Here is a 23,151-nt window from a genome sequence, read left to right as displayed (position 1 = left end):
TCACCGGCCGTGGCGGGGGTTGTCCACAGGTCGTCCCGTTGTCCACAGGGGCGGCGGCGCGGACGGCACGGACCGGACACGACGGCGCAGGGTCTGTCCCAGCAACCCCGAGCGCTGGAGGCCGTGATGCCACCCCGTACCTCCCTTCCGCCGTACCGACGACTGCCGCTGCTGGTCACCTCCGACGGCGACCTCCTCGACGAGTTGCTGCGGCTCGCCGCAGCGGGCGGCACCGAGGTGGAGGTGGCCGCCGATCCGGCCGCCGCCCGGTCCCGCTGGCTTCCCGCGCCCCTGGTCCTCATCGGCAGTGACCAGGCCCAAGCCTGCCTGCGGGCCCGGTTGCCCAGGCGGCCCCGGACGGTGCTGGTCGGACGGTCGGGGGAACTCGACCCGAGCTGGGAGATCGCCGAGTTGATCGGGGCCGAGCACGTCGCCACCCTGCCCGCTGCCGAACCATGGCTGGTCGACCGGTTCGCCGCGTGCGCGCCCGGCGGCGAACCGGCGGCACCGGCCCGGACGGTCGCCGTGCTCGGCGGTCGGGGAGGGGCCGGGGCGAGCGTCCTCGCGGGTGGCCTGGCCGTCACCGCCGCCCGCGCCCACCTGCGCACCCTCCTGGTCGACGCGGACCCGCTCGGCGGCGGGCTCGACCTGGTGCTCGGCTGGGAGGACCTGGACGGGCTGCGCTGGCCGTCGCTCACCGACGCCGACGGCCGGGTCGACGCGCCCGCCCTGGTCCGCGCCCTGCCGCACCGGGGCGACCTGGTCGTCCTCTCCTGGGACCGGGGCGAGCCGCTGGCCCTGCCCGCCCCGGCGATGGCCGCCACCCTCGACGCCGCCCGCCGGGGCCGGGACTTCGTCGTCGTCGACCTGCCGCGCCAGCTCGACGACGCGGCCGTACTGGCCCTCCAGGCCGCCGACCAGGCGTACGTGGTGGTGCCCGCCGAACTGCGGGCGACCGCTGCGGCGGCCCGGGTGGTCGCGGCGACGGCTCCGCACTGCGCCGCACTGGGGGTGATCGTCCGGGGGCCCGCCCCGGGCCGGCTGCGCGCGGCCGAGGTGGCCCGTGCCCTCGGACTGCCGCTCGCCGGCACGCTACGCCCCGAACCTGCCCTGAGCCGGGGGCTGGAACGCGGTGAGGCACCGGCCGCCGCCGGCCGGGGACCGCTGGCCGCGCTCTGCCGGCAACTGGTCACCGACCTGACCGGGCTGCCCGTGCCGGGTGCGGCGTGACCGGGCGACCCGAGGAGTTCGCTGCCCGGGTCCGGCAGCGGATGGCCGACACCACCACGCCGGTCACCCCGGCGGCGATCGTCTCCGCCGTACGCGCCGAACCGTCCGCCGCCGTCCTCGGTGACACCGCCGTGCTGCGGATCGCCGACCGGGTGCACGACGACCTGGTGGGTGCCGGGCCGCTCGCCCCGCTGCTCGCTGATCCCGAGGTGACCGACGTGCTCGTGAACGGGCTGCGGGTCTGGGTCGACCGGGGCACCGGGCTGCACCAGGTGGCGGTGCCGCTCGGCACGGTCGACGACGTACGCCGGCTCGCCCAACGGCTCACCGCCGCCGCCGGTCGTCGGCTCGACGACGGCTCACCCTGCGCGGACGCCCGACTGCCCGACGGCACCCGGTTGCACGCCGTGCTGCCTCCGGTGGCGACCGACGGGCCCTACCTGTCGCTGCGCACCTTCCGGCACCGGCCGTTCACCCTCGACGAGCTGGTCCAGCAGGGCACCGTGCCGCAGTCGGTCGCCCCGGTGCTCGCCGCGGTGGTGGCCGCCCGTCTGGCCTACCTGGTCACCGGCGGCACCGGCTCGGGCAAGACGACCCTGCTCAACACGATGCTCGGCCTGGTGCCGACGACGGAACGCATCGTGCTGGTCGAGGACGCCGCCGAACTGCACCCGGTGCACCCGCACGTGGTCGGTCTCCAGGCCCGGACGGCCAACGTGGAGGGCGCGGGCGTGATCGGGCTGAGCGAACTGGTCCGGCAGGCGCTGCGGATGCGTCCCGACCGGCTGGTCGTCGGCGAGTGCCGGGGCGCCGAGGTGGTCGATCTGCTGGCCGCGCTCAACACCGGCCACGACGGAGGGGCGGGAACCCTGCACGCCAACACCCCGGCCGACGTGCCGGCTCGGCTGGAGGCGCTCGGGCTGCTCGGCGGCCTGCCCCGGGCGGCGCTGCACGCGCAGGTCACCGCCGCGCTCCAGGTGTTGGTCCAGGTACGTCGGAGCCCCGACGGCCGACTGGTGGAGTCGATCTGCCTGCTGCTGGCCGACGGCCCCGACCGGCTGGTGACGGTGGTGCCCGCCTGGGTACGTGGGCAGGGCGTCGGACCGGCCGGGCCCGGTCTCGCGATCCTGCTCCGCGACCGGGGAGTGCCGGTGCCGCCTCTGTTGCGGGCACCCCGACCCGACGCGACGGGGCGGGCATGACGTCGCCGTTGTGGCTGGTCGCGGTCCTGCTGACCGGCGCGGCCCTGGCGGTCGCCTGGCCGGTACGCAGCAGTCGACGCCGACGCCGCAGCGTGCTCCCCGCACCGCCACGTCCCGGACCGGAACCCGGCGACCCCCACCGGTCGACGCCCGGTCGCCGGCTGGTGCGTCGGTTGGTGTCCGGCCCGCCGAGGCGGGTCCTGCTGTTGGCCGGTCTCGTCGGTGCCGGTACGGGTGGCCTCGCCGCCGGACCGGTTGCCGCACTCCTCCTGGCCGGTTACGGGATGCTCGGGGCGCGTGCCGTGCACCGGCGGCGGCTCGCCGGGCAGGTCGGCCGGGAACGTCGTCGCCACCTGGACCGGCTCGGGGCGCTCGCCGCCGACCTGCGGGCCGGCCTGCCCGTCCCCGCTGACGCCGCGCCGAACCAGGAACCCGGCGCAGCGCGACCGGGCGACGACCCGGCCGGAGTGGACCGGCTCGCCCGGCTGACCCGATCGGCGGTCCGGCTCGCCGACCGGACCGGAGCGCCCCTGGCCGAACTCCTGGAACGCGTCGAGGCCGACGCGCGGGCGTTCGACCGGGGACTGGCCGGTGCCGCCGCCCAGGCGGCCGGGGCCAATGCCACCGCGCTGCTGCTTGCCGCGCTCCCGCTCGGCGGCATCGCCCTCGGCTACGGCATCGGCGTCGACCCGCTGGCAGTGCTGCTGCACACCCCGATCGGTGCCGGGTGTGCCCTCGCCGCGATGGGCCTTCAGGCCGGCGGGTTGCTCTGGGCCGAGCGGCTGGGCGTCGTGCCTGGCGGGGGTGGGTGATGTCCCCGGCGCAGTTGTCGGCCGGCTGCCTGGTCCTGGCCGCGCTGCTGGTCGCGGTGCGCGGCAACCGGGCCGGCCGGCGGTGGAACGTCCTGACCGGCCGGCGCGCGGGCCGGAGCCGACCGGGCTGGTGGCCGGACCGGACACGACTCGGGGCCGTCCTGGCGGGTGTGGCGGTCCTGCTGCTGGTGGGCGGTTGGCCCGGGGCGCTGGGCGGGGCGTTGACCGCCCCGGTGGCGGACCGGTTGCTGCGCCGGATCACCCCGCCTGCGGTACGGGAACGCCGGTTGCGGGAGGCCGCCGACCTGCCGCTCGCCGCTGACCTGCTGGCGGCGGCGATGCGGGCCGGCGCACCGGTGGACCGGTCGGTGCTCGCGGTGGCCGACGCGGTGGACGGCCCACTGGCCGCCCGACTCGCCCGGATCGGGCGGACGCTGCTGCTCGGCGGCGAGCCGTCGGAGGCGTGGGCCCACCTGGCACCGGTGCCCGGGGCGGACCGGGTGGTAGCCGCGGCACTGCGTTCGTCGCGCAGCGGGGCGGCGTTGGCCGGTGCCCTCGGCCGTGTCGCCGACGACCTGCGGGCCGACCGCTCCACGGCTGCGGAGGCGTCCGCCCGGCGGGCCGGCGTACTGATCGTGTTGCCGCTGGGCCTGTGTTTCCTACCGGCCTTCATTCTCGCCGGCCTGGTGCCGGTGATCGTCGCCGTCCTCGGCGACGTGCTGTGACCCAACATCGAGAAAGGGAACGAGCGATGCGCAAACTCCTCACCCGGCTGCGCGGGGACGCGGGGATGAACACCGCCGAGTACGCCGTGGGCACCCTCGCCGCAGTCGCCTTCGCCGGCATCCTGCTCAAGGTGCTCACCTCGGGCAACGTGCAGTCCGCGCTGACGGCCGTCATCGATCGGGCGTTGAAGTGAGACCGCGCCGGCCGGCCGGTCGGGATCGGGGCTCGTTCACCGCCGAACTGGCGACCGGCCTGCCGGCGCTGCTCCTGCTCCTGTTCGCCGGAATCACCGCCGTCGACGCGGTCACCACGAAGGCGGCCTGCCTGGACGCGGCCCGGGAGGCGGCGCTCGCTGCCTCCCGGGGCGAGGACGGGACCAGTGCGGGCACCCGGATCGCACCGGAGGCGGCGGTCGTGTCGATCGTAGTGGACGAGGGCCGGGTCATCGCGACGGTCCGCGCGCCCGTCCGAGCGCTCGGTGCCCGGCTGCCCCGACTCACCGTCGAGGCCGGCACGGTCGCCGCCGTCGAACCGGGCGCACCACAGCCGGGCACGCCGCAACCCGCACCGCAGCCAAGCGCACCGGAACTGGCCACACCGCAACCGGAGGCACCACAGCCAGACATGCGGCAACCTGGCGTACCGGAACCGGACGCACCAACCGTGGACGCACCAATGCCGGAGGCGTCCGCTGCGCGTGGACCCGGGGCGGACACGCCGGAAGGACACTCGTGAGCTGCGGATGCCGGCCCGAGCGTGCCACTCGCCGCGCCGGGGTGACGGGCCCCGGGAGGAAGGGGCGCGGTGACGTCGCCGAGCGGGGTGGGGCCACCGTGCTGTTGCTCGCCGTCGGTCTGGTCTTCGTGCTGGTCGGGCTGTTCGGGGCGGCGATCGGCGCGGCCCGGCTGGCGCGACACCAGGCCCGGGTCGCTGCCGACTTCGGTGCCCTAGCGGGGGCCGGTGCGGCGCGGCAGGGTGCCGGCGTGGCCTGTGCGACCGCCGACGGGTTCGTCCGTGCCAATGCCGCCCGGCTGGTCACCTGCCGCGCTGACGGGCTCGACGTGGTGGTGACGGTCGAGGTGGCGGTCACTCCGCTGCCGGGGCTGCGGCGGCACGCCACCGCCACCGCCCGCGCCGGCCCGGTCCGAGGCTGACCGATCCGGGGCCGACCGATCCGGGGCCGACCGGTTCGGGGCCGACCGGTTCGGGGCCGACCGGTTCGGCGGTGACCGGTCCGGGGTTGACCCGCCGGAGCGCCGGCCCCGGACGGGACCGCCTGGAACAGGCAGGCCCGCCCTGGATCAAGGCCGGCCCACCCCGGAACAGGGCGGGCCGGCCCGACCCCGAACCGGGTGGCTCAGCGGCCCTGGAGCGCGTCCAGGCCGATGGCCATGGCGATCACCAGTCGCCTGTCGATCTGCGGATGCGGCACCTCGACGACGTAGCGGTCCCGCAGGCCCCACTTCTTGATCACCGAGAACACCGGCTGACCACCGGCGGTGAAGTCGAAGTGGTACGGCAGCCAGGACAACGAGTCGACGAACCGGCGCAGCAGTGCCACCGGCATGCTGCGCTCCTGGCCGGTGACCGCCGGCAGGCCGGCCTGCTCGACGTGCCAGGTCGAGCGGAGCAGCGACTGGGCGAAGTCCTTGCGGAACAGCCCGATCGGTGTGCCGGCGTGGTCGGTCACGTCGTATGTGGCACCGAGGTCGAGCCGCTGCCGGGCCTTGAACCCGAGCAGCGGGTGCTGCTTGGAGTCGTCGGTGTAGATGGTGACCTGCTCCTTGAAGGCGAGTCGCTTCTGCTGCGCGAACGCCAGCAACTCGCCCTCGGTGCCGTCCGCCGCCACGGCCCGGACCTCGTACTGGTTGACCATCATCCGGATCCGCTGCCGGACGTGGAACTGGTGCTGTGCCTGCAAACTGTCCAACTGCATGAGAACTCCTCCGAAGGGTGCGCCGGAGTCTCGCACAACCCTCCGACCAGCGCCCGTCAGCGCCCGGCGGCCACCCCTGTCGATGCCCGCCGCCGGCCGGCGGCCAACTCGGTCAGCGCCCGCCGTCGGCCGGCGGCCGACCCCCGTCGACGCCCGCCGTCGGCCGGCGGCCGACCCCCGTCGACGCCCGCCGTCGCCGGTCGGTCGCCGCCGTCAGCGTCCGTCGGCGGTCGCCTTGAGCGCCCAGGTGTTGAGCACCTGGTGGATGCCCCGCAGCCGCTCGTTGATCTGGTCCAGACGTTCCGCCTGGGCCAGGCTGGCCAGGGCGGCACCCAGCGCGATCAGCTGGTCGGGGGTGAGATTGTCCTGGTCGATCGTGTAGAGCAGGTCGACGGTCTCGGCGATGGTGTCGGCCACGGCTTCTCCTCCGGGTCGGCATGAACGGCGGGGTCGGCGCTGGGAGGGCACTTCCGATTATCGATGGAAGCGCTCCCATGCATCAATGCCCAGATGTCGTTGCGCTCAAGCGCGATCCCGGGAGTCAATGGCGACCACCCACGGCACGACCGCCGGCCGGGTCCCCGTCACCGGTCGGCCGGGCCCGGCTGGGCGGGCGCGGCGGCGATGGCGGACAGGTTGGCCAGGACCACGTCGAGGACCCGGACCGCGCCCGACTTGGACAGCGGGTTGTTGCCGTTGCCGCACTTCGGGGACTGGACGCAGGACGGGCAGCCCGACTCGCAGCCGCACTCGACGACGGCGTCCCGGGTGGCACCCAGCCAGGCCGCCGCCGTCCGGTAGGCCCGCTCGGCGAAGCCGGCCCCGCCGGGGTGGCCGTCGTAGACGAACACGGTGGGTGCCTCGGTGTCCGGGTGCAGGGCGGTGGAGAGCCCGCCGATGTCCCACCTGTCGCAGGTGGCCATCAGCGGCAGCAACCCGATCGCGGCGTGCTCGGCGGCGTGCAGCGCCCCCGGCACGTCCGCCGGCTCGACCCCGGCCGCCGCCAGCGACTGCGGGGAGAGCGTGAACCAGACCGCGACGGTGCGCAGTTCCCGGGCCGGCAGGTCCAGCGGGCGGGTGTCGATCACCTCGCCGGAGGCGATCCGGCGACGCTGGTAGGAGACCACCTGACTGGTGACGTCCACCTCGCCGAGGAAGAGCCCGACCGGGCCGGCGTCCCGGTACGAGCGGACCGACACCACGGAGAGCGAGGTGACGTCCCGGGCGTGGGTGGACCAGTCCGGCTCCTCGGCGTGCACCAGCGCGCACCCGTCGTCAAGGTCCAGCGCGTCGACCACGTACGAGACGCCCTGGTGCAGGTAGACCGCCCCCGGGTGGACGAGGAAGTGCGCCGAGCCGCCGTCGACGGTGCCGAGCAGGCGTCCGGTGGACTCCTCCACCACGCAGACCGGCGTCCCGCCCTGGCCACGCAGGTCGATCTCGGGGCGTTCCCGGTGCCGCCAGTACCACCCGGTGGGCCGCTGCCGCAGGTCACCGGCCTGCACCAGCTCGTCGACGGCCTCCTTCGCCCCGTCACCGAACAGCTCCAGGTCGGCCGGGGTGAGCGGGGACTCGGCGGCGGCGCAGGCGAGCTGCGGGGTGAGCACGTACGGGTTGGCCGGGTCGAGCACCGTCGCCTCGACCGGGCGGCCGAACAGCGCCTCCGGATGGTGCACCAGGTAGGTGTCGAGCGGGTCGTCCCGGGCCACCAGCACGGCGAGCGCCTCGTCGCCGGAGCGCCCGGCCCGGCCGGCCTGCTGCCACAGCGACGCCCGGGTGCCCGGCCAGCCGCAGATCAGCACCGCGTCCAGCCCGACCAGGTCGACGCCGAGTTCCAGCGCGTTGGTCGAGGCCAGCCCGAGCAGGTCGCCGTGGAGCAGGGCCCGTTCCAGTTTCCGGCGTTCCTCCTTCAGGTAACCGGCCCGGTAGGCGGCCACCCGTTCGCCGAGGCCGGGCACCGCCTCGTCCAGCGCCCGGCGGGCGTTCGCGGCGACCACCTCCGCGCCGCGCCGGGACCGGACGAAGGCGAGCGTGCGTACCCCCTCGGCGACGGTGTCGGCGAGCAGGTCGGCGGTCTCCCGCAGCGCCGACCGGCGGACCTGGATCAGGTCGTCGGCGACGGCCCCGACGTCGGCGGGCGGCGGCAGCAGCGGCGGTTCCCAGAGCGCGAAGGTGACCCCGCCGCGTGGCGAGGTGTCCTCGGTGACGGCGGTGACGGGCAGGCCGGTGAGCCGCCCGGCGGTCGCCGCCGGGTCACCCGACGTCGCCGACGCGAGCAGGAACACGGGGGTACGGCCGAACTGCGCGCACCGGCGACGCAGCCGGCGCAGTACGTGCGCCACGTGCGAGCCGAACACGCCCCGGTAGGTGTGGCACTCGTCGACGACCACGTACGTCAGCCGGCGCAGGAACCCCGACCAGTGGGTGTGGCCGGGCAGCAGGCCGTGGTGCAGCATGTCCGGGTTGGTCAGCACGAACCGGGAGTGCCGGCGGATCCACTCCCGTTCGGCGCGCGGGGTGTCCCCGTCATAGGTGGCGGGGCGTACCCCGTCGAGGTCGAGGCCGGCGACGGCGCGCAGCTGGTCGGCGGCGAGGGCCTTGGTGGGGGCCAGGTAGAGCACCGTGGCCCGGGGGTCGGCCAGCAACGCGGCCAGGGTCGGGAGCTGGTACGCCAGGGACTTGCCGGACGCGGTGCCGGTGGCCACGACGACGTGCTGCCCGGCGTACGCCAGCTCGGCGGCCTGGGCCTGGTGCCGCCAGGGGGCGGTGACGCCGCGTCGGGCGAACGCCGCCCGGAGCTCCTCGGGGGCCCACTGCGGCCAGGGGGCCTGCTGCCCGGCGCGGGCCGGTACCCGCTCGACGTGGGTGACCGGGTCGACCGGATGGCGGGTCCGTAGCCGGTGCAGCAGCTCGGCCGGGCCCCGCCCGGTGCCGGGGCCTGCGGTCGCGGTGGCTGCGGGGTTCACGTCCTGCACTCTCGCACTGGTGTTCGGTGCTGAACAACCGGGCCGGTGGGTATGGAGGAGCCGCCGCCGGTGACCTCGCCGGGCCGTCCGGCGGGGATGGTTAGATGCCCAGGAGAGTTTACGGCTCTCGGAGGAGGACTGATGGAGCTGTCGCTGGCGACCCGCACCGTGGGGGAGCACACGGTGCTCGAGGTCGGCGGTGAGGTGGACGTCTACACCGCACCCCGACTGCGCGAACGGCTCCTGGAGTTGATCGACGGCGGGGCCCGGCGGGTGGTCGTCGACCTGGGGCGGGTGGACTTCCTCGACTCCACCGGCCTGGGGGTGCTGGTCGGCGCCCTGAAGCGGCTGCGGTCGGCCGGGGGTTCGTTCGCCCTGGTCTGTGACAAGGAGCCGCTGCTGAAGATCTTCCGGATCACCGCCCTGGACCAGGTCTTCCCCCTGCACCCGACGGTGGACGCGGCGATCGCCGCCGACCCCACCGGCTCCGGCGCGTGATGGCGACGGTCCGGCTCTCCTTCTCGCCGGCGCCGGTGCACGTGCGTACCGCCCGCCTGGTCGGTGTGGCGGTGGCCCGTCGGGCCGGGGTCCGGGAGGATCTGCTCGACGAGGTACGGCTGGCCATCGGTGAGGCGTGCACCCGGGCGGTCGCCCTGCACCACCAGTACGGGCTGGCGGACCCGGTGCTGGTGGAGATGTCCGACTCCGGAGCGTATTCGGTGCGGGTGGTGGACCGGGCGCCGATCGAGGCGGGGTTGGGCCTGGCCGCGTTGAACGCCGACGAGTTGGCCAACGAGGCGTTGACCGACGAGGCGCTGACCACCGGCGTGGGCTTCGCGCTGCTCGCCGGTTTCGTGGAGGACCTCCAGGTGCGGCCGGTGGCCGAGGGGATCGGGACCGAGGTCCGGATGGTGTGGCCGGTCGGTCGCTGATCGTCACTGTACGTATGTGAGGCCGTGACCCTTGGTGGGTCGCGGCCTCGCGGCGTCGATGGCCTCCTATATCAGATTTTTCCTCATAACACAGTTACAGAGATCATCCGGACACGGCGTCCCCCAGGTGTGACCTCCAACACTGGCCGGGGCTACAGTCTGTGGGTTGTCAGTACGTGATCGTTCCCGCAGCCAGCGGATATGGATGTTGATCATCTTCCGTGGCGGCGGGTCGGAGCACGTGCGCCACCGCATCCAGGCGTCGGTCATACGTCCACTGGCCGGCGCGACAGTGTTCGGTACAGGAGGACATAGATGTCCGGGACCTTGGCCGCCGAAGGCGGCGCGCTGTCCCTCACCGGAGAGAACGTGACGTACGTCGTCATCGCCGCGGTCATCGCGCTGGTGGCACTCGTCTTCGCCGCCGCCTTGACCAAGGCCGTGCTGGCAGCCGGTAAGGGCACCACCAACATGCAGGAGATCTCCGGCGCGGTGCAGGAGGGCGCCTCCGCCTATCTGCTCCGGCAGTTCAGGACGTTGGCGATCTTCGTGGTCGTCGCCGTCGTACTGCTCTTCCTGCTACCGGTGCACGACACCGACGGCAGCGAACTGGCGGTCAAGATCGGCCGGTCCGCGTTCTTCGTGGTCGGCGCCCTGTTCAGCGCGTTCATCGGCGGGGCCGGGATGTGGCTGGCCACCCGGGCCAACCTGCGGGTCGCCGCCGCCGCCCGGGAGGCGGCCGGTGGCCGGGAAGCCGCCATGAAGATCGCCTTCCGTACCGGTGGCGTGGTCGGCTTCCTCACCGTCGGCCTCGGCCTGTTCGGCGCGGCGCTCGTGGTCATGCTGTTCAAGGGCGACGCGCCGACCGTGCTGGAGGGCTTCGGCTTCGGTGCCGCCCTGCTCGCCATGTTCATGCGGGTCGGCGGCGGCATCTTCACCAAGGCCGCCGACGTCGGGGCCGACCTCGTCGGCAAGGTCGAGCAGGGTATCCCCGAGGACGACCCGCGCAACGCCGCCACCATCGCCGACAACGTGGGCGACAACGTCGGCGACTGCGCCGGCATGGCCGCCGACCTCTTCGAGTCGTACGCGGTGACGCTGGTCGCCGCGCTGATCCTCGGCCGCGCCGCGTTCGGCGAGGACGGGCTGGTCTTCCCGCTGATCATCTCCACCATCGGGGTGCTGATCGCCATCGTCGGCGTCTTCATCACCCGGCTGCGCCCCTCCGACCGCAACGGCCTGACCGCCATCAACCGGGCCTTCTACCTCTCCGCCGTCATCTCCGCGGTGCTGGTCGCGGTCGCCGCCTTCCTCTACCTGCCGGCCAGCTTCGGCGAGCTGGAGGGCGGGCTCACCGACGTCGACCAGAACCCCCGCGTGGTCGCCATCGGCGCGGTCGTCATCGGCATCGTGCTGGCCGCCGCCATCCAGGCGCTGACCGGCTACTTCACCGAGACCAACAGGCGTCCGGTGCAGGACATCGGCAAGAGTTCGCAGACCGGCCCGGCCACCGTCATCCTCGCCGGCATCAGCGTCGGCCTGGAGTCGGCGGTCTACTCGGCCCTGCTGATCGGTGCCGGGGTCTTCGGCGCGTTCCTGCTCGGCGGCAGCTCCATCACCCTGTCGCTGTTCGCGGTCGCGCTGGCCGGCACCGGCCTGCTCACCACGGTCGGCGTGATCGTCGCGATGGACACCTTCGGCCCGATCTCCGACAACGCGCAGGGCGTGGCCGAGATGTCCGGCGACATCGACGAGAACGGCGCGCGGATCCTCACCGAGCTCGACGCGGTCGGCAACACCACCAAGGCGATCACCAAGGGCATCGCGATCGCCACCGCCGTGCTCGCGGCCACCGCGCTGTTCGGCTCGTACACCGACACGCTGAGCACCGCGTACTCCGACGCGGGCGTCGGGGACGTCGCCAGCGAGATCCTCAACGCGCTCAACGTCGCCAACCCGCGCAACCTGGTCGGTCTGATCATCGGTGCGGCGGTGGTCTTCCTCTTCTCCGGGCTGGCCATCAACGCGGTGTCCCGCTCGGCCGGCGCGGTGGTGATGGAGGTCCGCCGGCAGTTCCGTGAGCTGCCCGGCATCATGGACCGCACCCAGCGTCCCGAGTACGGCAAGGTCGTCGACATCTGCACCCGGGACGCGCAGCGCGAGCTGATGACCCCCGGCCTGCTGGCCATCCTCGCCCCGATCGCGGTCGGCTTCGGCCTCGGCCCCGGCGCGCTGGCCTCCTACCTGGCCGGGGCGATCGGGGCGGGCACCCTGATGGCGGTCTTCCTGTCCAACTCCGGTGGCGCGTGGGACAACGCCAAGAAGCTCGTCGAGGACGGCTCCTACGGCGGCAAGGGTTCCGAGTCGCACTCGGCGACGGTCATCGGCGACACCGTCGGCGACCCGTTCAAGGACACCGCCGGCCCGGCGATCAACCCGCTGATCAAGGTGATGAACCTGGTCTCGCTGCTGATCGCGCCGGCCGTGGTGGCCTGGAGCGTCGGCGACGACCGGAACACCCCGCTGCGCCTGACGGTCGCGGTGGTCGCCACCCTGATCGTGGTCGCGGCGGTGGTGTTCAGCAAGCGCAAGGGCGTCGCCATGGACTCCACCCCGGACGGTGGCGGCACCGGCACGGGCAACGACCCGAAGCGGGTCGAAGCCGCCAACGCCTGAGTCACGACGCGGCGGGTCCCCGGTCCTGCGGGGGCCCGCTGCGCCGTGAAACCTGACCGCTGGCGCAATCGCCCGGAGGCCGTACGCTGCAACGCATGCGTACGTGTCGGGCGGGTGACGCCGGGAAGCTCACGGTGGTCCTCGTCGCGGTCGTACTCGTCGTGGCCGGGTGTGGTGGCGGGCCCAGCCCCCGGGCCTGGGCGGCGTCGGTCTGCGAGGCGCTCACCCCCTGGCGGGCCGAGATCAGCAAGCTCACCAGCAGCACCCACCAGCAGATGACCGCGCAGACCACCCCGGCGCAGGCGAAGGAGAACCTGGTGCGGCTCTTCGGCGGCGCCGAGCAGGCGAGCGAGACGGCCCGCCGCCGGATCGCCGACGCCGGCATCCCGGAGACCGACCACGGCGACGAGGTGTCGAAGGGGTTCCGCACCTCCCTGGCGAAGATCAGGGACGCCTACGGCCGCGCCGGGGACACCATCGACGCCCTGGACACCACCCGGGCCGCCGCCTTCTACGACGGCGTCCAGGCCGCGGTCGACACGCTCAACCAGGAGTACGACGCGAGCGCGCTGGACACCGGGCGACTCAACTCGACAGAGCTCAAACAGGCCTTCGACGAGGTTCCGGAGTGTCGCTGAGGCGTGCCGACCCGCCCGGGGAACCGGGGCGTCAGCTCTCGCTGTTCGGCACCGAGGCGGCTGATCCGTCCGTCGCCGACCTGGCCGGGCTGCTCGCCGGCCCGGGGGAGGTGCACCGGATGGGTCGTACCGCCCGGTTGTCCGTCGGGGTGGACGCGGCCTGGCGGGTGCACGTGCTCGTCGACGAGTTGGCCCGGCGGGGGCTCGCGGCGGGCTGGGAGTCGACCGGGGAGCAGCGCTATGTCGTGCGCACCCCGTACCTGACCACGTTGGCGCCGTTGGCGACGGCCTGGCTGCCCGGTGGGGTCAAGCGACCACCGCCCCGGTTCCACCTGCACGGGCGGCGGCTGCGGCTGTGGCTGGCCGCCGCCGGGGCGGCCGACGACGCCGGGCTGCTGCTGCGCCTCGACCGGCGGGACGAGCCGTGGTGGCCGGTGGTGCGGGCGGCGCTCGCGGTGGTGGGTCTGCCGGCGGCGCTGGTGGAGGTGGAGGCGGGTGGTCCGGCGTACCGGATCGGTGGGCGACGGCTGGCCCGGCTGGCCGAGCTGGTCGGTGACCGCCCGCCGGCCGCCCCCGCCGACCTCTGGCCGTGACCCCCCTGCCCGGGCCTCTGGCCGTGACCGTCCCGCCCGGGCCCGCCGCTGCCCGCCGCGACCCGTGGGCCGGGTGGTGATCGACTCGACGGGGCCGCATTGCGGTATCGGAGCGACCGGGTGCGGAGTCGATCAGTCGAGACGGGGCGGGGTGTCCGATCATGGACGGGATCGCGGACAGTATGCTGGTCGTCTCACTCCGTGAACACCGGGATTCGCCCAGGTCGGAGGGCCGACGTCGTCACCGTGGCCCACTTCGGGGCCTACCCACGGTGTACGGTGGCGCCGTCCGGTCACTGAGGCCGTGCGGCGTCGGCGGTGCCGCCGCGCGGACGCTGTTTGCCGCCCCCGGGACCCGGAACCTGGGCGGCGCGTTACGTTGGACATCCGGACCAACCGTGGTCCGGCGGGCGCAACACGGCCCGAAACGGGCCTGGAGCAGGAGCGAGGTCGGGGAGAGACGTGCCGAGCAGAGCTGGAACCACCCGTCTGGTCATCGTCGAGTCACCGGCGAAGGCCAAGACGATCTCGGGCTACCTCGGCCCGGGGTACGTCGTGGAGGCCAGCTTCGGCCACGTCCGGGACCTGCCCCGCAACGCCGCCGACGTGCCGGCCAAGTACAAGGGCGAGCCGTGGGCCCGCCTCGGGGTGGACGTCGACAACGGCTTCCACGCCCTCTACGTGGTCTCGGCCGACCGTAAGCAGCAGATCAGCAAGCTGGTGAAGCTGGCCAAGGAGGTCGACGAGATCTTCCTGGCCACGGACGAGGACCGCGAGGGCGAGGCCATCGCCTGGCACCTGGTGGAGACCCTCAAGCCCAAGGTGCCGGTCAAGCGGATGGTCTTCCACGAGATCACCAAGCCGGCCATCCAGGCCGCGGTGGCCAACCCCCGGGAGATCGACCGGGACCTGGTCGACGCCCAGGAGGCCCGCCGCATCCTCGACCGGCTCTACGGCTACGAGGTATCCCCGGTGCTGTGGAAGAAGGTCATGCCAAGGCTCTCGGCGGGCCGGGTGCAGTCCGTGGCGACCCGGATCGTGGTCGAGCGGGAACGCCAGCGGATGGCCTTCCGCACCGCGGAGTACTGGGACATCCTCGCCACCCTCGCGGTGGCGAAGCCGGGCGAGGGCCCGCGCACCTTCAACGCCACACTGGTCGCGCTCAACGGCGACCGGGTCGCCACCGGCAAGGACTTCGAGCCGACCACCGGCCGGGTGCGGCCCGGCGCGGGCGTGGTGCACCTCGACGAGAGCGGGGCCCGTGGGCTGGCGGCCCGGCTCGACGGGCGGCCGTTCACCGTCACCCGGGTCGAGGAGAAGCCCTACCGTCGTCGCCCCTACGCGCCGTTCATCACCTCCACCCTCCAGCAGGAGGCGGCCCGCAAGCTGCGGTTCTCGTCGCAGCAGACGATGCGCACCGCGCAGCGGCTCTACGAGAACGGCTACATCACCTACATGCGTACCGACTCGGTGAACCTCTCCGAGACGGCCATCACGGCGGCCCGCCGGCAGATCGTCGAGCTGTACGGCGAGCGCAGCGTGCCACCGGAGCCGCGCCGCTACACCGGCAAGGTCAAGAACGCCCAGGAGGCGCACGAGGCGATCCGCCCGGCGGGGGACAACTTCCGCACCCCGGGCGACGTGGCCAAGGAGCTGTCCGGCGAGGAGTTCAAGCTCTACGAGCTGATCTGGCGGCGTACCATCGCCTCGCAGATGACCGACGCGGTCGGCTCCAGTGTCTCGGTGCGTATCCGGGCGGTCTCCGTCGCCCAGGAGGAGGCCGACTTCGGCGCCACCGGCAAGACCATCACCGACCCGGGCTTCCTGCGCGCGTATGTCGAGTCCAGCGACGACGAGAACGCCGAGGCCGAGGACGCCGAGCGCCGGCTGCCCACCCTGGTCAAGGACCAGCCGTTGACCGCCGACGAGTTGGCCGCGCAGGGCCACCACACCCAGCCGCCGTCGCGCTACACCGAGGCGTCGCTGGTGAAGGCGCTGGAGGAGCTGGGCATCGGGCGTCCCTCGACATACGCGTCGATCATGCAGACGATCCAGGACCGGGGCTACGTCACCAAGCGCGGCCAGGCGATGATCCCGACCTTCCTGGCGTTCGCGGTGATCGGGCTGATGGAACGGCACTACCCGCGCCTGATCGACTACGACTTCACCGCCAGCATGGAGAACGAGCTGGACGAGATCGCCGGGGGCGACCACGCCGCCGTCGACTTCCTCACCGCGTTCTACTTCGGCAGCAGCAACGGCACCGGTGACCAGGCCATCGCCCACGCGGGCGGGTTGAAGAAGCTGGTCACCGAGAACCTCAGCGAGATCGACGCGCGCAGCGTCAACTCGATCCCGTTGCACACCGACGACGAGGGGCGCGAGGTCGTCGTCCGGGTCGGCCGGTTCGGGCCGTACCTGCAACGGGCCCTGCCCGGCGAGCAGCCGGCACCGAAGGCCGACGGTGAGGAGGGCGGCGGCCAGGGCGACCGGGCGCCGATCCCGGAGGGGCTGGCCCCCGACGAGCTGACCCCGGAGAAGGTGCACGAGCTGTTCCTCGGCGGGGGCGGCGAACGCAAGCTCGGCGACGACCCGGCCACCGGGGAACCGATCCTGCTCAAGTCCGGCCGGTTCGGCCCGTACGTGGCCAGCGGCGAGCGCAAGTCGTCGCTGCTGCGCACGCAGACGCCCGACTCGCTCACCCTCGACGAGGCGTTGAAGCTGCTCAGCCTGCCCCGGGTGATCGGGGTCGCCCCGGATGGCGCGGAGGTCGTCGCCAACAACGGCCGCTACGGCCCGTACGTCAAGCGTGGTGACGAGTTCCGCTCGCTGGACTCGGAAGACAAGATGTTCACCGTCACCCTCGACGAGGCGCTGGCGCTGCTGGCCGCCCCGAAGACCCGTCAGCGTCGGGCCGCCGCGCCCCCGCTGCGCGAGATGGGTGTCGACCCGCTGACCGAGAAGCCACTGGTGATCAAAGACGGCCGGTTCGGGCCGTACGTCACCGACGGGGAGTTCAACGCGTCGCTGCGGCGCGGGCAGACCCCGGAGGAACTGACCATCGAGCAGGCGTCGGAGATGCTGGCCGAGAAGCGGGCGAAGGGCCCGGCCCCGAAGAAGGCGGCGGCGAAGAAGGCCCCGGCCAAGAAGGCGCCCGCCAAGAAGACGGCGGCGGCCAGGAAGACGACGGCGGCGGCCAAGGCCACCACGGCGAAGGCCACCGCGACCAAGGCCACCACGGCGAAGGCCACCGCGACCAAGAAGGCCACGGCGGCCACGAAGACGCCGGCCCGCAAGGCTGCTCCCCGCAAGGCCACGGTGGCTGCCGACGGCGAGTGAGCCGCTGAAATGGGCCTCACGTTCGGTGCGCGATGGCCTACTCTGTCGCGGTGTCCAAATCGGAGAGTGCGGGTGGCGGCCGGCCGCTGAAGGTGGCGGGCATCGTCGCCCTCGTCGGCACGGTGCTGGCCGGAGCGGGGCTGATCGTCTGGCGTACCAGCGGGACGCGTGGCGATTCGCCGGCTGACCCGCCGGGCGTCGGCGTCGGTGCGCCGGTCGCCGAGGTCGGGCCGGTGACCACCCCGCCCGACCCGGCCGTACGCCAGGACTCCTCCGGCCGCCGGCTGTTCACCATCCTGGGTGCCGGCGACGTGCTGGTGCACCCCGAGCTGACCCATCAGGCAGGTCGGGACGCCAAGCGCGCAGGACGTCCCGGTGCGCTCGACTTCAACCCGTTGTTCCGGCACGCCCGCCCGGCGGTCGAGGGTGCGGACCTGGCGATCTGCCACCTGGAGACCCCGCTGGCCAAGCCGGACGGGCCGTTCGTCGGCTTCCCGAAGTTCAGCGTCCCCCCGCAGGTGGTGGACGCGATCCGGGGCACCGGCTTCGATGCCTGCTCGACGGCGTCCAACCACACCATCGACCAGGGCGAGGCGGGGGTCGTCCGCACCCTGGACGCGTTGGACGCCGCGAAGATCGGGCACACCGGCAGCGCACGGACCAAGAAGGAATCGCTCACCCCACGGATCTACACCAAGAACGGGGTGCGGGTCGGGCACCTGGCCTACAGCCTGCACTTCAACGGGCTGCGACGGCCGGCGGGCAAGGACTGGATCGCCAACCTCATCGAGCCACCCAGGATCCTCGCGGCGGCACGCAAGCTGCGTACGGCGGGCGCGGAGATCGTGGTGCTGAGCCTGCACTGGGGCACCGAGTACGAGAACCTGCCGGACGCCAGGCAGGAGGAGTGGTCGAAGGTGTTGATCGCGTCCCCGGACATCGATCTGATCCTGGGTCACCATGCGCACGTGGTGCAGCCGATGGAGAAGATCGGCCAGAAGTGGGTCGTCTACGGGATGGGCAACCAGGTCGCCCGGCACGCCGAGCCGATCCCCGCCAACCGGGAGGGGGTGATGGGGCGGTTCACCTTCACCGAGACGGCCAAGGGGAAGTGGCGGGTGACCCGGGCCGAGGCCATTCCCACCTGGATCAATCTGAATCCGGACATCCGGTTGGTGGACCTGTCCACCGCGCTGGCGGATCCGACGACCCCGGCGCACCGCCGGGAGGTCTACCGGGCTGCTGCCGCCCGCATCCGGGGCTACCTGTTGGCCCGTGGCGGAGCAGCGGATGGTCTTGAGGTTCTTGGCCCGCCCGGTAGTTCGGCCACGCCGAACGGGTAAATCACACGGTTGAATATCCGATTCGCTCGATAGTTGGCGAATCGCGCCATCCGGCGGGCGGTGAGCGCTGTTAGCCTCGCACGCCGGCTGGTCCACGGGGAGGAACGGTTTCATGGGTGAGGACTGTCTGCTGCGGGTGCGTGGATGAACCATCCGCCACCGCCGCCGCCGGGGCGGGCGGGACTCCACCACCCCGAGGACGGGCCGGGAGAGCTGGCCCGTTGGCGTCTGATCAGCCTGGAGAAGCAGCTTCCGCAGCCCCGTCTGCTGACCGGGGTCGGTACGCCGGCACTGGTGGCCGCCCTGCTGCTCACCCTGCTCGCCGTCTTCGCCTTCGGCTACCTGGGCCGCGACAACGAGACCGGCGTGCCCCGGGCCGTGACCGATTCGCAGCGGGACTTTGTCGGTGCGGTCGCCCGTGGCCTCGACAGCTCGGTCGCCCGTAGCCGGGAGGAGTTGACCCGTACGGCCGCCGCCTACGACGCGCGGCCGGCCGGGGCGGCCACCCAACTCGCCGCGCTCACCACGGACCAGCCGAAGTGGCGGGGCGTCGGCATCCTCGACGCGGGCGGAAAGTCCACTGTGGCCGCAGTCGGTCGACCGGTGACGCCGCCCCCCGGCGCTGCCACCGGCCGGATCGCCGTGCCGGTGGTCGAGGGCAACGACCCCCGGCTGCTCCTGGTCGAGCCGCTGTCCGATGGCCGGCTGCTCGTCGCCGAGCTGAACCTGCACATCCGCACCCTGCGGCTGGACCCGAAGGCGAGGCAGGCCGTGCTGATCGCCGTCCCCGGAGGGGGACGGTCCCTCGTCCAGGGGGCGCCCGTGCCGGCGGATCCCGCGCTGGACGCGCTGATCGCCGGGGCGGTGGGTGCGACGTCAGGCGTACCCACCGCCACCCGCACCGGCGTACCGGCCGCCGGCCCGGCCGACCGGGACCCGACCGTGCCGGTCGCCCCGGTGGCCACCGCCGACGCCGTCGGCAAGGTCGGTGTCGTGGTGGTCTCCCTGGTGTACGTCCCGGTCACCGCCGCTGCGGTCACCCGGGAGCCCCTGCTGGCCGCGCTCGCCCTGCTGGTGGGTGCGGGTGCGGTGCTGCTCACCCTCCAGTTCGGACTGGTCCGGCCGATGCGGCTGCTCCTCGTCCACGCCAAGGCGGTGGCCTCGGGCAACCCCGTGCAGGGGTGGCCGAGGACGGCGAACGCCCAGGTCAACCGGATCGCCTCGGCGTTCGGCAGGCTCGCCGCCCAGCAGCGGACAACCCCGGCGCAGCGCGGCCCGGACGATCCGGCAGGCGGTGTCCCGGCAGGTCTGGTCGTCGTCACGGCGGTCGTCGCGGTGCTGTTGGCCGCAGGCGGGATCCTGGCCACCCTCGCCCCCCACGAGGACGACCTCCCGGCCCAGGTGGTGCGGGACTCGGAGAACCAGGTCGCGGCCGTGGCCGGCGCGGTCGACGACACCCTGGACGGTGGCTACACCAAGCTCGCCCTGATCGGCGCGGACAACCGTACCGCCGGCACCGCCCAGCTGCGCCGGGTGCTCGACCGCCTGCTCGACGACAACCGCAGGTTCCGCAGCGGCTACCTCGCGTCGGCGAACGGCAGTGTGATCACCAGCGTGGGCCGGGCCCCACTGCGGCCCGGTGGTCCGTTGCCGGGCGAGGGCGGTGTGGTGCTGCACGACGTGCAGGGCCGACTGCCGATCGTCTACGCGTACACGCAGTTGGCGGACGGGCGGTCGCTGGTCGCCGAGTTCGACGTGCGCTACCTGACCCGGCTGTTGGAACGGGTCGACGGGCGACTGCGGGTGGTCGACGTGGATCAGCGGGACATCCTGGATTCGGCCGGCTACCTCGCCTTCGAGCAGGTTTCCAGCGGGCAGGTGCGGACCGCGGCGGCGGAGGCGCTCAGCGGCAGGCCGTACGCCCGGGTGGCGGAGGTCGACGGTGACCGTGAGTTGTTGATCGCCGCGCCGGTCGCGCTGGAGGGTTCGGCGGCGCACCTGGAGTGGACGGTGGTGGCCGAGCGCCCGGTCACCGACTACGCGCTGCCCGGCAACGAGATGCGTCAGGGTGCGCTCCTGGTGGCGGTCGTCGCGGCGGGCATCGGTCTGCTGCTGTTCAGCTGGTACTACTTCTTCCAACTCCGGCCGTTGCGCAACCTGTCCCGGGAGGCGGCGACCCTCGCCGGCGGGGACAGCAGCCGGGTGATCTCACCGCGCTGGCACGACGACATCGGCGCGGTGGCGGTCTGCCTGGAGGTGTGTCGTCAGGCGGCGGTCCACGGCGAGCAGCGGCTCGGCGGTGCGGCGCGACTACGTGGCACCGAGGGCATGCCCACGGCGATCATGACGAAGATCCCGCCACGGCGGAAGGCGGGTAGCCGTGGTGTCCGGTCGTCCCGCAGGGGTGACTGAGATGCTCTTCCTCTATCTGGTGTTCCTCCTCGCGTGCCTCGGGCTGCTGGCCGGCGGCATCATCGAGCAGCGCAACCATCACCGCAGCCTGCACCGCATCCCGCAGCGGGTGCTCGTCAACGGCATCCGGGGCAAGAGTTCGATCACCCGGCTCACCGCCGGTGCGCTGCGCGGTGGCCGGTTGGTCGTGGTGGCCAAGACGACCGGCACGGCGGCCCGGTTCATCTTCCCGGACGCCAGCGAGGAACCGGTCTACCGCAAGTTCGGTATCGCCAACGTGGTGGAGCAGATCGGCATCGTCCGCCGGGCCGCCGCCTACTACCCGGACGCGCTGGTGATCGAGTGCATGGCGGTCATGCCACCGCTACAGGAGCTGAACCAGACCAAGCTGATCCAGTCGACCATCGGCATCCTCTGCAACGTCCGGGAGGACCATCTCGCCGAGATGGGGCCGACCCTGGACGACGTGGCCCGTTCGCTGAGCCGGTCCATGCCGGTGGGCGGGATCTGCGTCACCGCCGAGTCCGACCGGCTGCACATCCTGCAGGCGGAGGCGGACAAGCGGTCCTGCAAGCTGATCCCGGTCGACCCGGAGTCGGTCACCGACGACGAGATGGCGGGCTTCACCTGGACCACGTTCAAGGAGAACGTGGCCATCGCCCTCAAGGTGGCCGAACTGCTCGGGGTGTCCCGGCAGGCCGCCCTGACCGGAATGTGGACGGCGCCCCCCGATCCGGGGGTGCTCAGCGTCGAGGAGTACCGCCGGGGCGACACGTCGCTGCGGTTCGCGAACATCTTCGCCGCCAACGACCCCGAGTCGACGTTCATGAACATCAAGCAGTTGCAGGAACAGGGTTCGATCCCCCGACCGCTGCACGTGCTGATCAACTGCCGGCCGGACCGGGTGGAGCGGAACGGCCAGATGGGTGCGCTGGTCTCCCGGATCGACCCGGACAGGGTCATCCTGATCGGTGAGCCGACCCGGAGTGCCCGCGTCAAGATCGAGGAGAAGTGGCAGGACCGGGTGGTCGACCTGGGCGGCCGGATCGGGGCCGGGGAACTGCTCGACGGGGTGCTCGGCAGCATCGACGGGTTCGCCTCGGTGCTGGCGATCGGCAACATCCACGGTCAGGGCGAGATCCTGCTCGCGCAGCTGGGCCGTCTGGACCGCCCGGTATCCCAGGACCCGCCTGCTCGTGCCGTCCCGCGTCCGGCTGTGCGTGCCGTGCCGCCGGCTCCGCCTGCTCATGCCGTGCCGCCGGGTCCGCCTGCTCATGCCGTGCCGCCGGGTCCGCCTGCTCATGCCGTGCCGCCGGGTCCGCCTGCCCGTTCCGTGCCGGCTGGTCCGCCTGCCCGGCCTGTCGGCGGGGCAACTGTCGGTCGGAACGGCGTACCGGCGGGGCCGGGGCCGGCCTCCGGCGGCTCCCGGCGGCAGGCGACGACGTACGGCGACCCGCCCGTGCCCGCCGCGCCCCCGGCGGCGTGGCCCGGCACCCCGACACCCCGACCCCGGCCGTACGACGGGCCGGAGCGCCCCGGCGTGCCCGCCCCCGGGCGTCCGGACCGGTACGCCGCGCTCGCCCCCGAGCAGCTGGACCGGTACGCCGCCCTCGCTCCCGAGCAGTTGGACCGGTACCACGCCGGGTCCCCGGGCCAGCCGGACCTGTTCGGCCCGGCGGAGCAGGAGCCGCCGGCCCGGCGCGGCCGAGCGGTGGGCGGGCCCCCGGAGCGGGCCCCGGTGGAGCCCGATCCGCACCGGGGCCGGATCCGCCGGTCGCCGGCCGACGGCACCGCGCCGACGCACCCCGATCCCGATCCGCAGTCGTCGCATCGGCGGCCGTCCGTCTACCGGAGTTCCTCATGATCAACGGAGAGCTGACGCCCGAGCTGTCCACGCTCTGCCTGGGCGTCGGGCTGGTGCTCGCGCTGGCCTGCTACCTCACCACCAATCTCTCCCCCGGCGGCATGATCACGCCGGGTTGGTTGGCACTGGCCCTGGTCGAGGAGTACCGCCAGGTGTTGGTGATCGTCGCGATGACCGGGGTGACCTGGGGGCTCACCCGGCTCATGCAGCGGGTGGTCATCCTCTACGGCAAGCGGCTGTTCGCGGCGATCGTGCTGCTCAGCGTGCTGCTCCAGACCACCCTCTTCCTGATCATCCAGCAGGACTTCCCACTGCTGTTCTCGCACCAGACCCTCGGCTTCGTGGCGCCCGGCCTGATCGCCTACCAGTTGGTTCGTCAACCACCGCTGGCGACGATCCTGGCCACCGGGGCGGTCTCCGTGGGTTCGTATCTGATCATCTTCAGTGGCATCCTGGCCGGCCTGGTGCCGGTGAGTTGAGCC

The 23,151-nt window shown here is 73.1% G+C and carries 19 protein-coding genes and 1 pseudogene; 17 read left to right on the top strand and 3 right to left on the bottom strand.

All coding sequences use genetic code 11. The annotated features are described in order from the left end of the window. Positions 1 to 126 precede the first annotated feature (126 nt). From ssd to ACN267_RS22695, 7 genes and pseudogenes are all read left to right on the top strand, one after another. A complete protein-coding gene (gene ssd / locus ACN267_RS22725) occupies positions 127 to 1,230 on the top strand; it encodes a septum site-determining protein Ssd (RefSeq protein ID WP_421489604.1) in 1,104 nt (367 codons plus the stop codon). Further along, positions 1,227 to 2,432, top strand: a complete 1,206-nt coding sequence (locus tag ACN267_RS22720; protein WP_421489603.1) for a TadA family conjugal transfer-associated ATPase — start codon at positions 1,227 to 1,229, stop codon at positions 2,430 to 2,432. Before ssd ends, ACN267_RS22720 begins: the two co-directional genes overlap by 4 nt. Then, the gene (locus ACN267_RS22715) at positions 2,429 to 3,244 is read left to right on the top strand and encodes a hypothetical protein (RefSeq protein ID WP_281901103.1); all 816 of its coding nucleotides are present in this window, start codon (positions 2,429 to 2,431) and stop codon (positions 3,242 to 3,244) included. The genes ACN267_RS22720 and ACN267_RS22715 overlap by 4 nt, the downstream gene beginning before the upstream one ends. Next, a complete protein-coding gene (locus ACN267_RS22710; protein ID WP_421489602.1) occupies positions 3,244 to 3,969 on the top strand; it encodes a type II secretion system F family protein in 726 nt (241 codons plus the stop codon). Before ACN267_RS22715 ends, ACN267_RS22710 begins: the two co-directional genes overlap by 1 nt. Positions 3,970 to 3,995: 26 nt before the next feature. Continuing rightward, positions 3,996 to 4,163 (top strand): DUF4244 domain-containing protein, encoded by a 168-nt coding sequence (locus tag ACN267_RS22705; protein ID WP_013283643.1) that lies wholly within the window; start codon positions 3,996 to 3,998, stop codon positions 4,161 to 4,163. After that, positions 4,160 to 4,504, top strand: a pseudogene (locus ACN267_RS22700) (TadE family type IV pilus minor pilin); the annotation flags it as partial. The gene ACN267_RS22705 and the pseudogene ACN267_RS22700, both read left to right, overlap by 4 nt. Before the next feature lie 242 nt (positions 4,505 to 4,746). Further along, complete coding sequence (locus ACN267_RS22695; protein WP_281901100.1) at positions 4,747 to 5,124, top strand: Rv3654c family TadE-like protein; 378 nt, start codon at positions 4,747 to 4,749, stop codon at positions 5,122 to 5,124. A 203-nt stretch (positions 5,125 to 5,327) separates the two neighbouring features. Here ACN267_RS22695 and ACN267_RS22690 read toward each other — a convergent pair whose 3' ends face one another. From ACN267_RS22690 to ACN267_RS22680, 3 genes are all read right to left on the bottom strand, one after another. After that, a complete protein-coding gene (locus ACN267_RS22690; protein ID WP_204958708.1) occupies positions 5,328 to 5,906 on the bottom strand; it encodes a hypothetical protein in 579 nt (192 codons plus the stop codon). A 213-nt stretch (positions 5,907 to 6,119) separates the two neighbouring features. Then, on the bottom strand, positions 6,120 to 6,323 hold the full coding sequence (locus ACN267_RS22685) for a hypothetical protein (protein ID WP_088643464.1): 204 nt from the start codon (positions 6,321 to 6,323) through the stop codon (positions 6,120 to 6,122). A gap of 167 nt (positions 6,324 to 6,490) precedes the next feature. Continuing rightward, complete coding sequence (locus ACN267_RS22680) at positions 6,491 to 8,881, bottom strand: DEAD/DEAH box helicase (RefSeq protein WP_421489601.1); 2,391 nt, start codon at positions 8,879 to 8,881, stop codon at positions 6,491 to 6,493. 132 nt (positions 8,882 to 9,013) lie between these two features. Between ACN267_RS22680 and ACN267_RS22675 the strand changes: the two genes are divergently transcribed. The 10 genes from ACN267_RS22675 to ACN267_RS22630 all read left to right on the top strand — a co-directional run bounded on the left by ACN267_RS22675 (position 9,014) and on the right by ACN267_RS22630 (position 23,148). Then, complete coding sequence (locus ACN267_RS22675; RefSeq protein WP_145917498.1) at positions 9,014 to 9,370, top strand: STAS domain-containing protein; 357 nt, start codon at positions 9,014 to 9,016, stop codon at positions 9,368 to 9,370. Next, positions 9,370 to 9,804, top strand: a complete 435-nt coding sequence (locus tag ACN267_RS22670; RefSeq protein WP_204925977.1) for an ATP-binding protein — start codon at positions 9,370 to 9,372, stop codon at positions 9,802 to 9,804. The genes ACN267_RS22675 and ACN267_RS22670 overlap by 1 nt, the downstream gene beginning before the upstream one ends. 315 nt (positions 9,805 to 10,119) lie before the next feature. Beyond that, positions 10,120 to 12,480, top strand: a complete 2,361-nt coding sequence (locus tag ACN267_RS22665; protein WP_204958710.1) for a sodium-translocating pyrophosphatase — start codon at positions 10,120 to 10,122, stop codon at positions 12,478 to 12,480. 95 nt (positions 12,481 to 12,575) lie between these two features. Beyond that, positions 12,576 to 13,118 (top strand): hypothetical protein, encoded by a 543-nt coding sequence (locus ACN267_RS22660; RefSeq protein WP_204958711.1) that lies wholly within the window; start codon positions 12,576 to 12,578, stop codon positions 13,116 to 13,118. After that, a complete protein-coding gene (locus ACN267_RS22655) occupies positions 13,109 to 13,711 on the top strand; it encodes a hypothetical protein (protein WP_372445975.1) in 603 nt (200 codons plus the stop codon). The genes ACN267_RS22660 and ACN267_RS22655 overlap by 10 nt, the downstream gene beginning before the upstream one ends. Positions 13,712 to 14,173: 462 nt before the next feature. Further along, complete coding sequence (topA, locus tag ACN267_RS22650; protein WP_421489600.1) at positions 14,174 to 17,050, top strand: type I DNA topoisomerase; 2,877 nt, start codon at positions 14,174 to 14,176, stop codon at positions 17,048 to 17,050. Positions 17,051 to 17,100: 50 nt separating this feature from the next. Continuing rightward, positions 17,101 to 18,393, top strand: coding sequence for a CapA family protein (locus ACN267_RS22645; RefSeq protein WP_307821205.1), 1,293 nt, complete (start codon positions 17,101 to 17,103; stop codon positions 18,391 to 18,393). Positions 18,394 to 18,537: 144 nt separating this feature from the next. Continuing rightward, on the top strand, positions 18,538 to 20,805 hold the full coding sequence (locus ACN267_RS22640) for a cache domain-containing protein (protein WP_204958714.1): 2,268 nt from the start codon (positions 18,538 to 18,540) through the stop codon (positions 20,803 to 20,805). Position 20,806: 1 nt separating this feature from the next. Continuing rightward, entirely contained in the window at positions 20,807 to 22,669 is a 1,863-nt protein-coding gene (gene pgsB, locus ACN267_RS22635; RefSeq protein ID WP_421489599.1) for a poly-gamma-glutamate synthase PgsB, read from the top strand. After that, entirely contained in the window at positions 22,666 to 23,148 is a 483-nt protein-coding gene (locus tag ACN267_RS22630) for a poly-gamma-glutamate biosynthesis protein PgsC/CapC (protein WP_204958716.1), read from the top strand. Before pgsB ends, ACN267_RS22630 begins: the two co-directional genes overlap by 4 nt. The last annotated feature ends 3 nt before the right edge of the window (positions 23,149 to 23,151 follow it).

This window comes from Micromonospora sp. WMMD734, from assembly GCF_049178975.1.
Lineage (GTDB): Bacteria > Actinomycetota > Actinomycetes > Mycobacteriales > Micromonosporaceae > Micromonospora > Micromonospora wenchangensis.
Note: the sequence above shows the minus strand (reverse complement) of the source record. Positions and strands in the feature narration are given on the sequence as shown.

What these genes read in the sequence shown, in the direction of transcription:
- ACN267_RS22675 (WP_145917498.1), top strand. Translation starts at nt 9,014, where the DNA reads ATGGAGCTGTCGCTGGCGACCCGCACCGTGGGGGAGCACACGGTGCTC.
- ACN267_RS22630 (WP_204958716.1), top strand. Translation starts at nt 22,666, where the DNA reads ATGATCAACGGAGAGCTGACGCCCGAGCTGTCCACGCTCTGCCTGGGC.
- ACN267_RS22665 (WP_204958710.1), top strand. Translation starts at nt 10,120, where the DNA reads ATGTCCGGGACCTTGGCCGCCGAAGGCGGCGCGCTGTCCCTCACCGGA.
- ACN267_RS22670 (WP_204925977.1), top strand. Translation starts at nt 9,370, where the DNA reads ATGGCGACGGTCCGGCTCTCCTTCTCGCCGGCGCCGGTGCACGTGCGT.
- ACN267_RS22660 (WP_204958711.1), top strand. Translation starts at nt 12,576, where the DNA reads ATGCGTACGTGTCGGGCGGGTGACGCCGGGAAGCTCACGGTGGTCCTC.
- pgsB (WP_421489599.1), top strand. Translation starts at nt 20,807, where the DNA reads ATGCTCTTCCTCTATCTGGTGTTCCTCCTCGCGTGCCTCGGGCTGCTG.
- ACN267_RS22690 (WP_204958708.1), bottom strand. Translation starts at nt 5,906, where the DNA reads ATGCAGTTGGACAGTTTGCAGGCACAGCACCAGTTCCACGTCCGGCAG.
- ACN267_RS22640 (WP_204958714.1), top strand. Translation starts at nt 18,538, where the DNA reads ATGAACCATCCGCCACCGCCGCCGCCGGGGCGGGCGGGACTCCACCAC.
- ACN267_RS22715 (WP_281901103.1), top strand. Translation starts at nt 2,429, where the DNA reads ATGACGTCGCCGTTGTGGCTGGTCGCGGTCCTGCTGACCGGCGCGGCC.
- ssd (WP_421489604.1), top strand. Translation starts at nt 127, where the DNA reads ATGCCACCCCGTACCTCCCTTCCGCCGTACCGACGACTGCCGCTGCTG.
- ACN267_RS22705 (WP_013283643.1), top strand. Translation starts at nt 3,996, where the DNA reads ATGCGCAAACTCCTCACCCGGCTGCGCGGGGACGCGGGGATGAACACC.
- ACN267_RS22710 (WP_421489602.1), top strand. Translation starts at nt 3,244, where the DNA reads ATGTCCCCGGCGCAGTTGTCGGCCGGCTGCCTGGTCCTGGCCGCGCTG.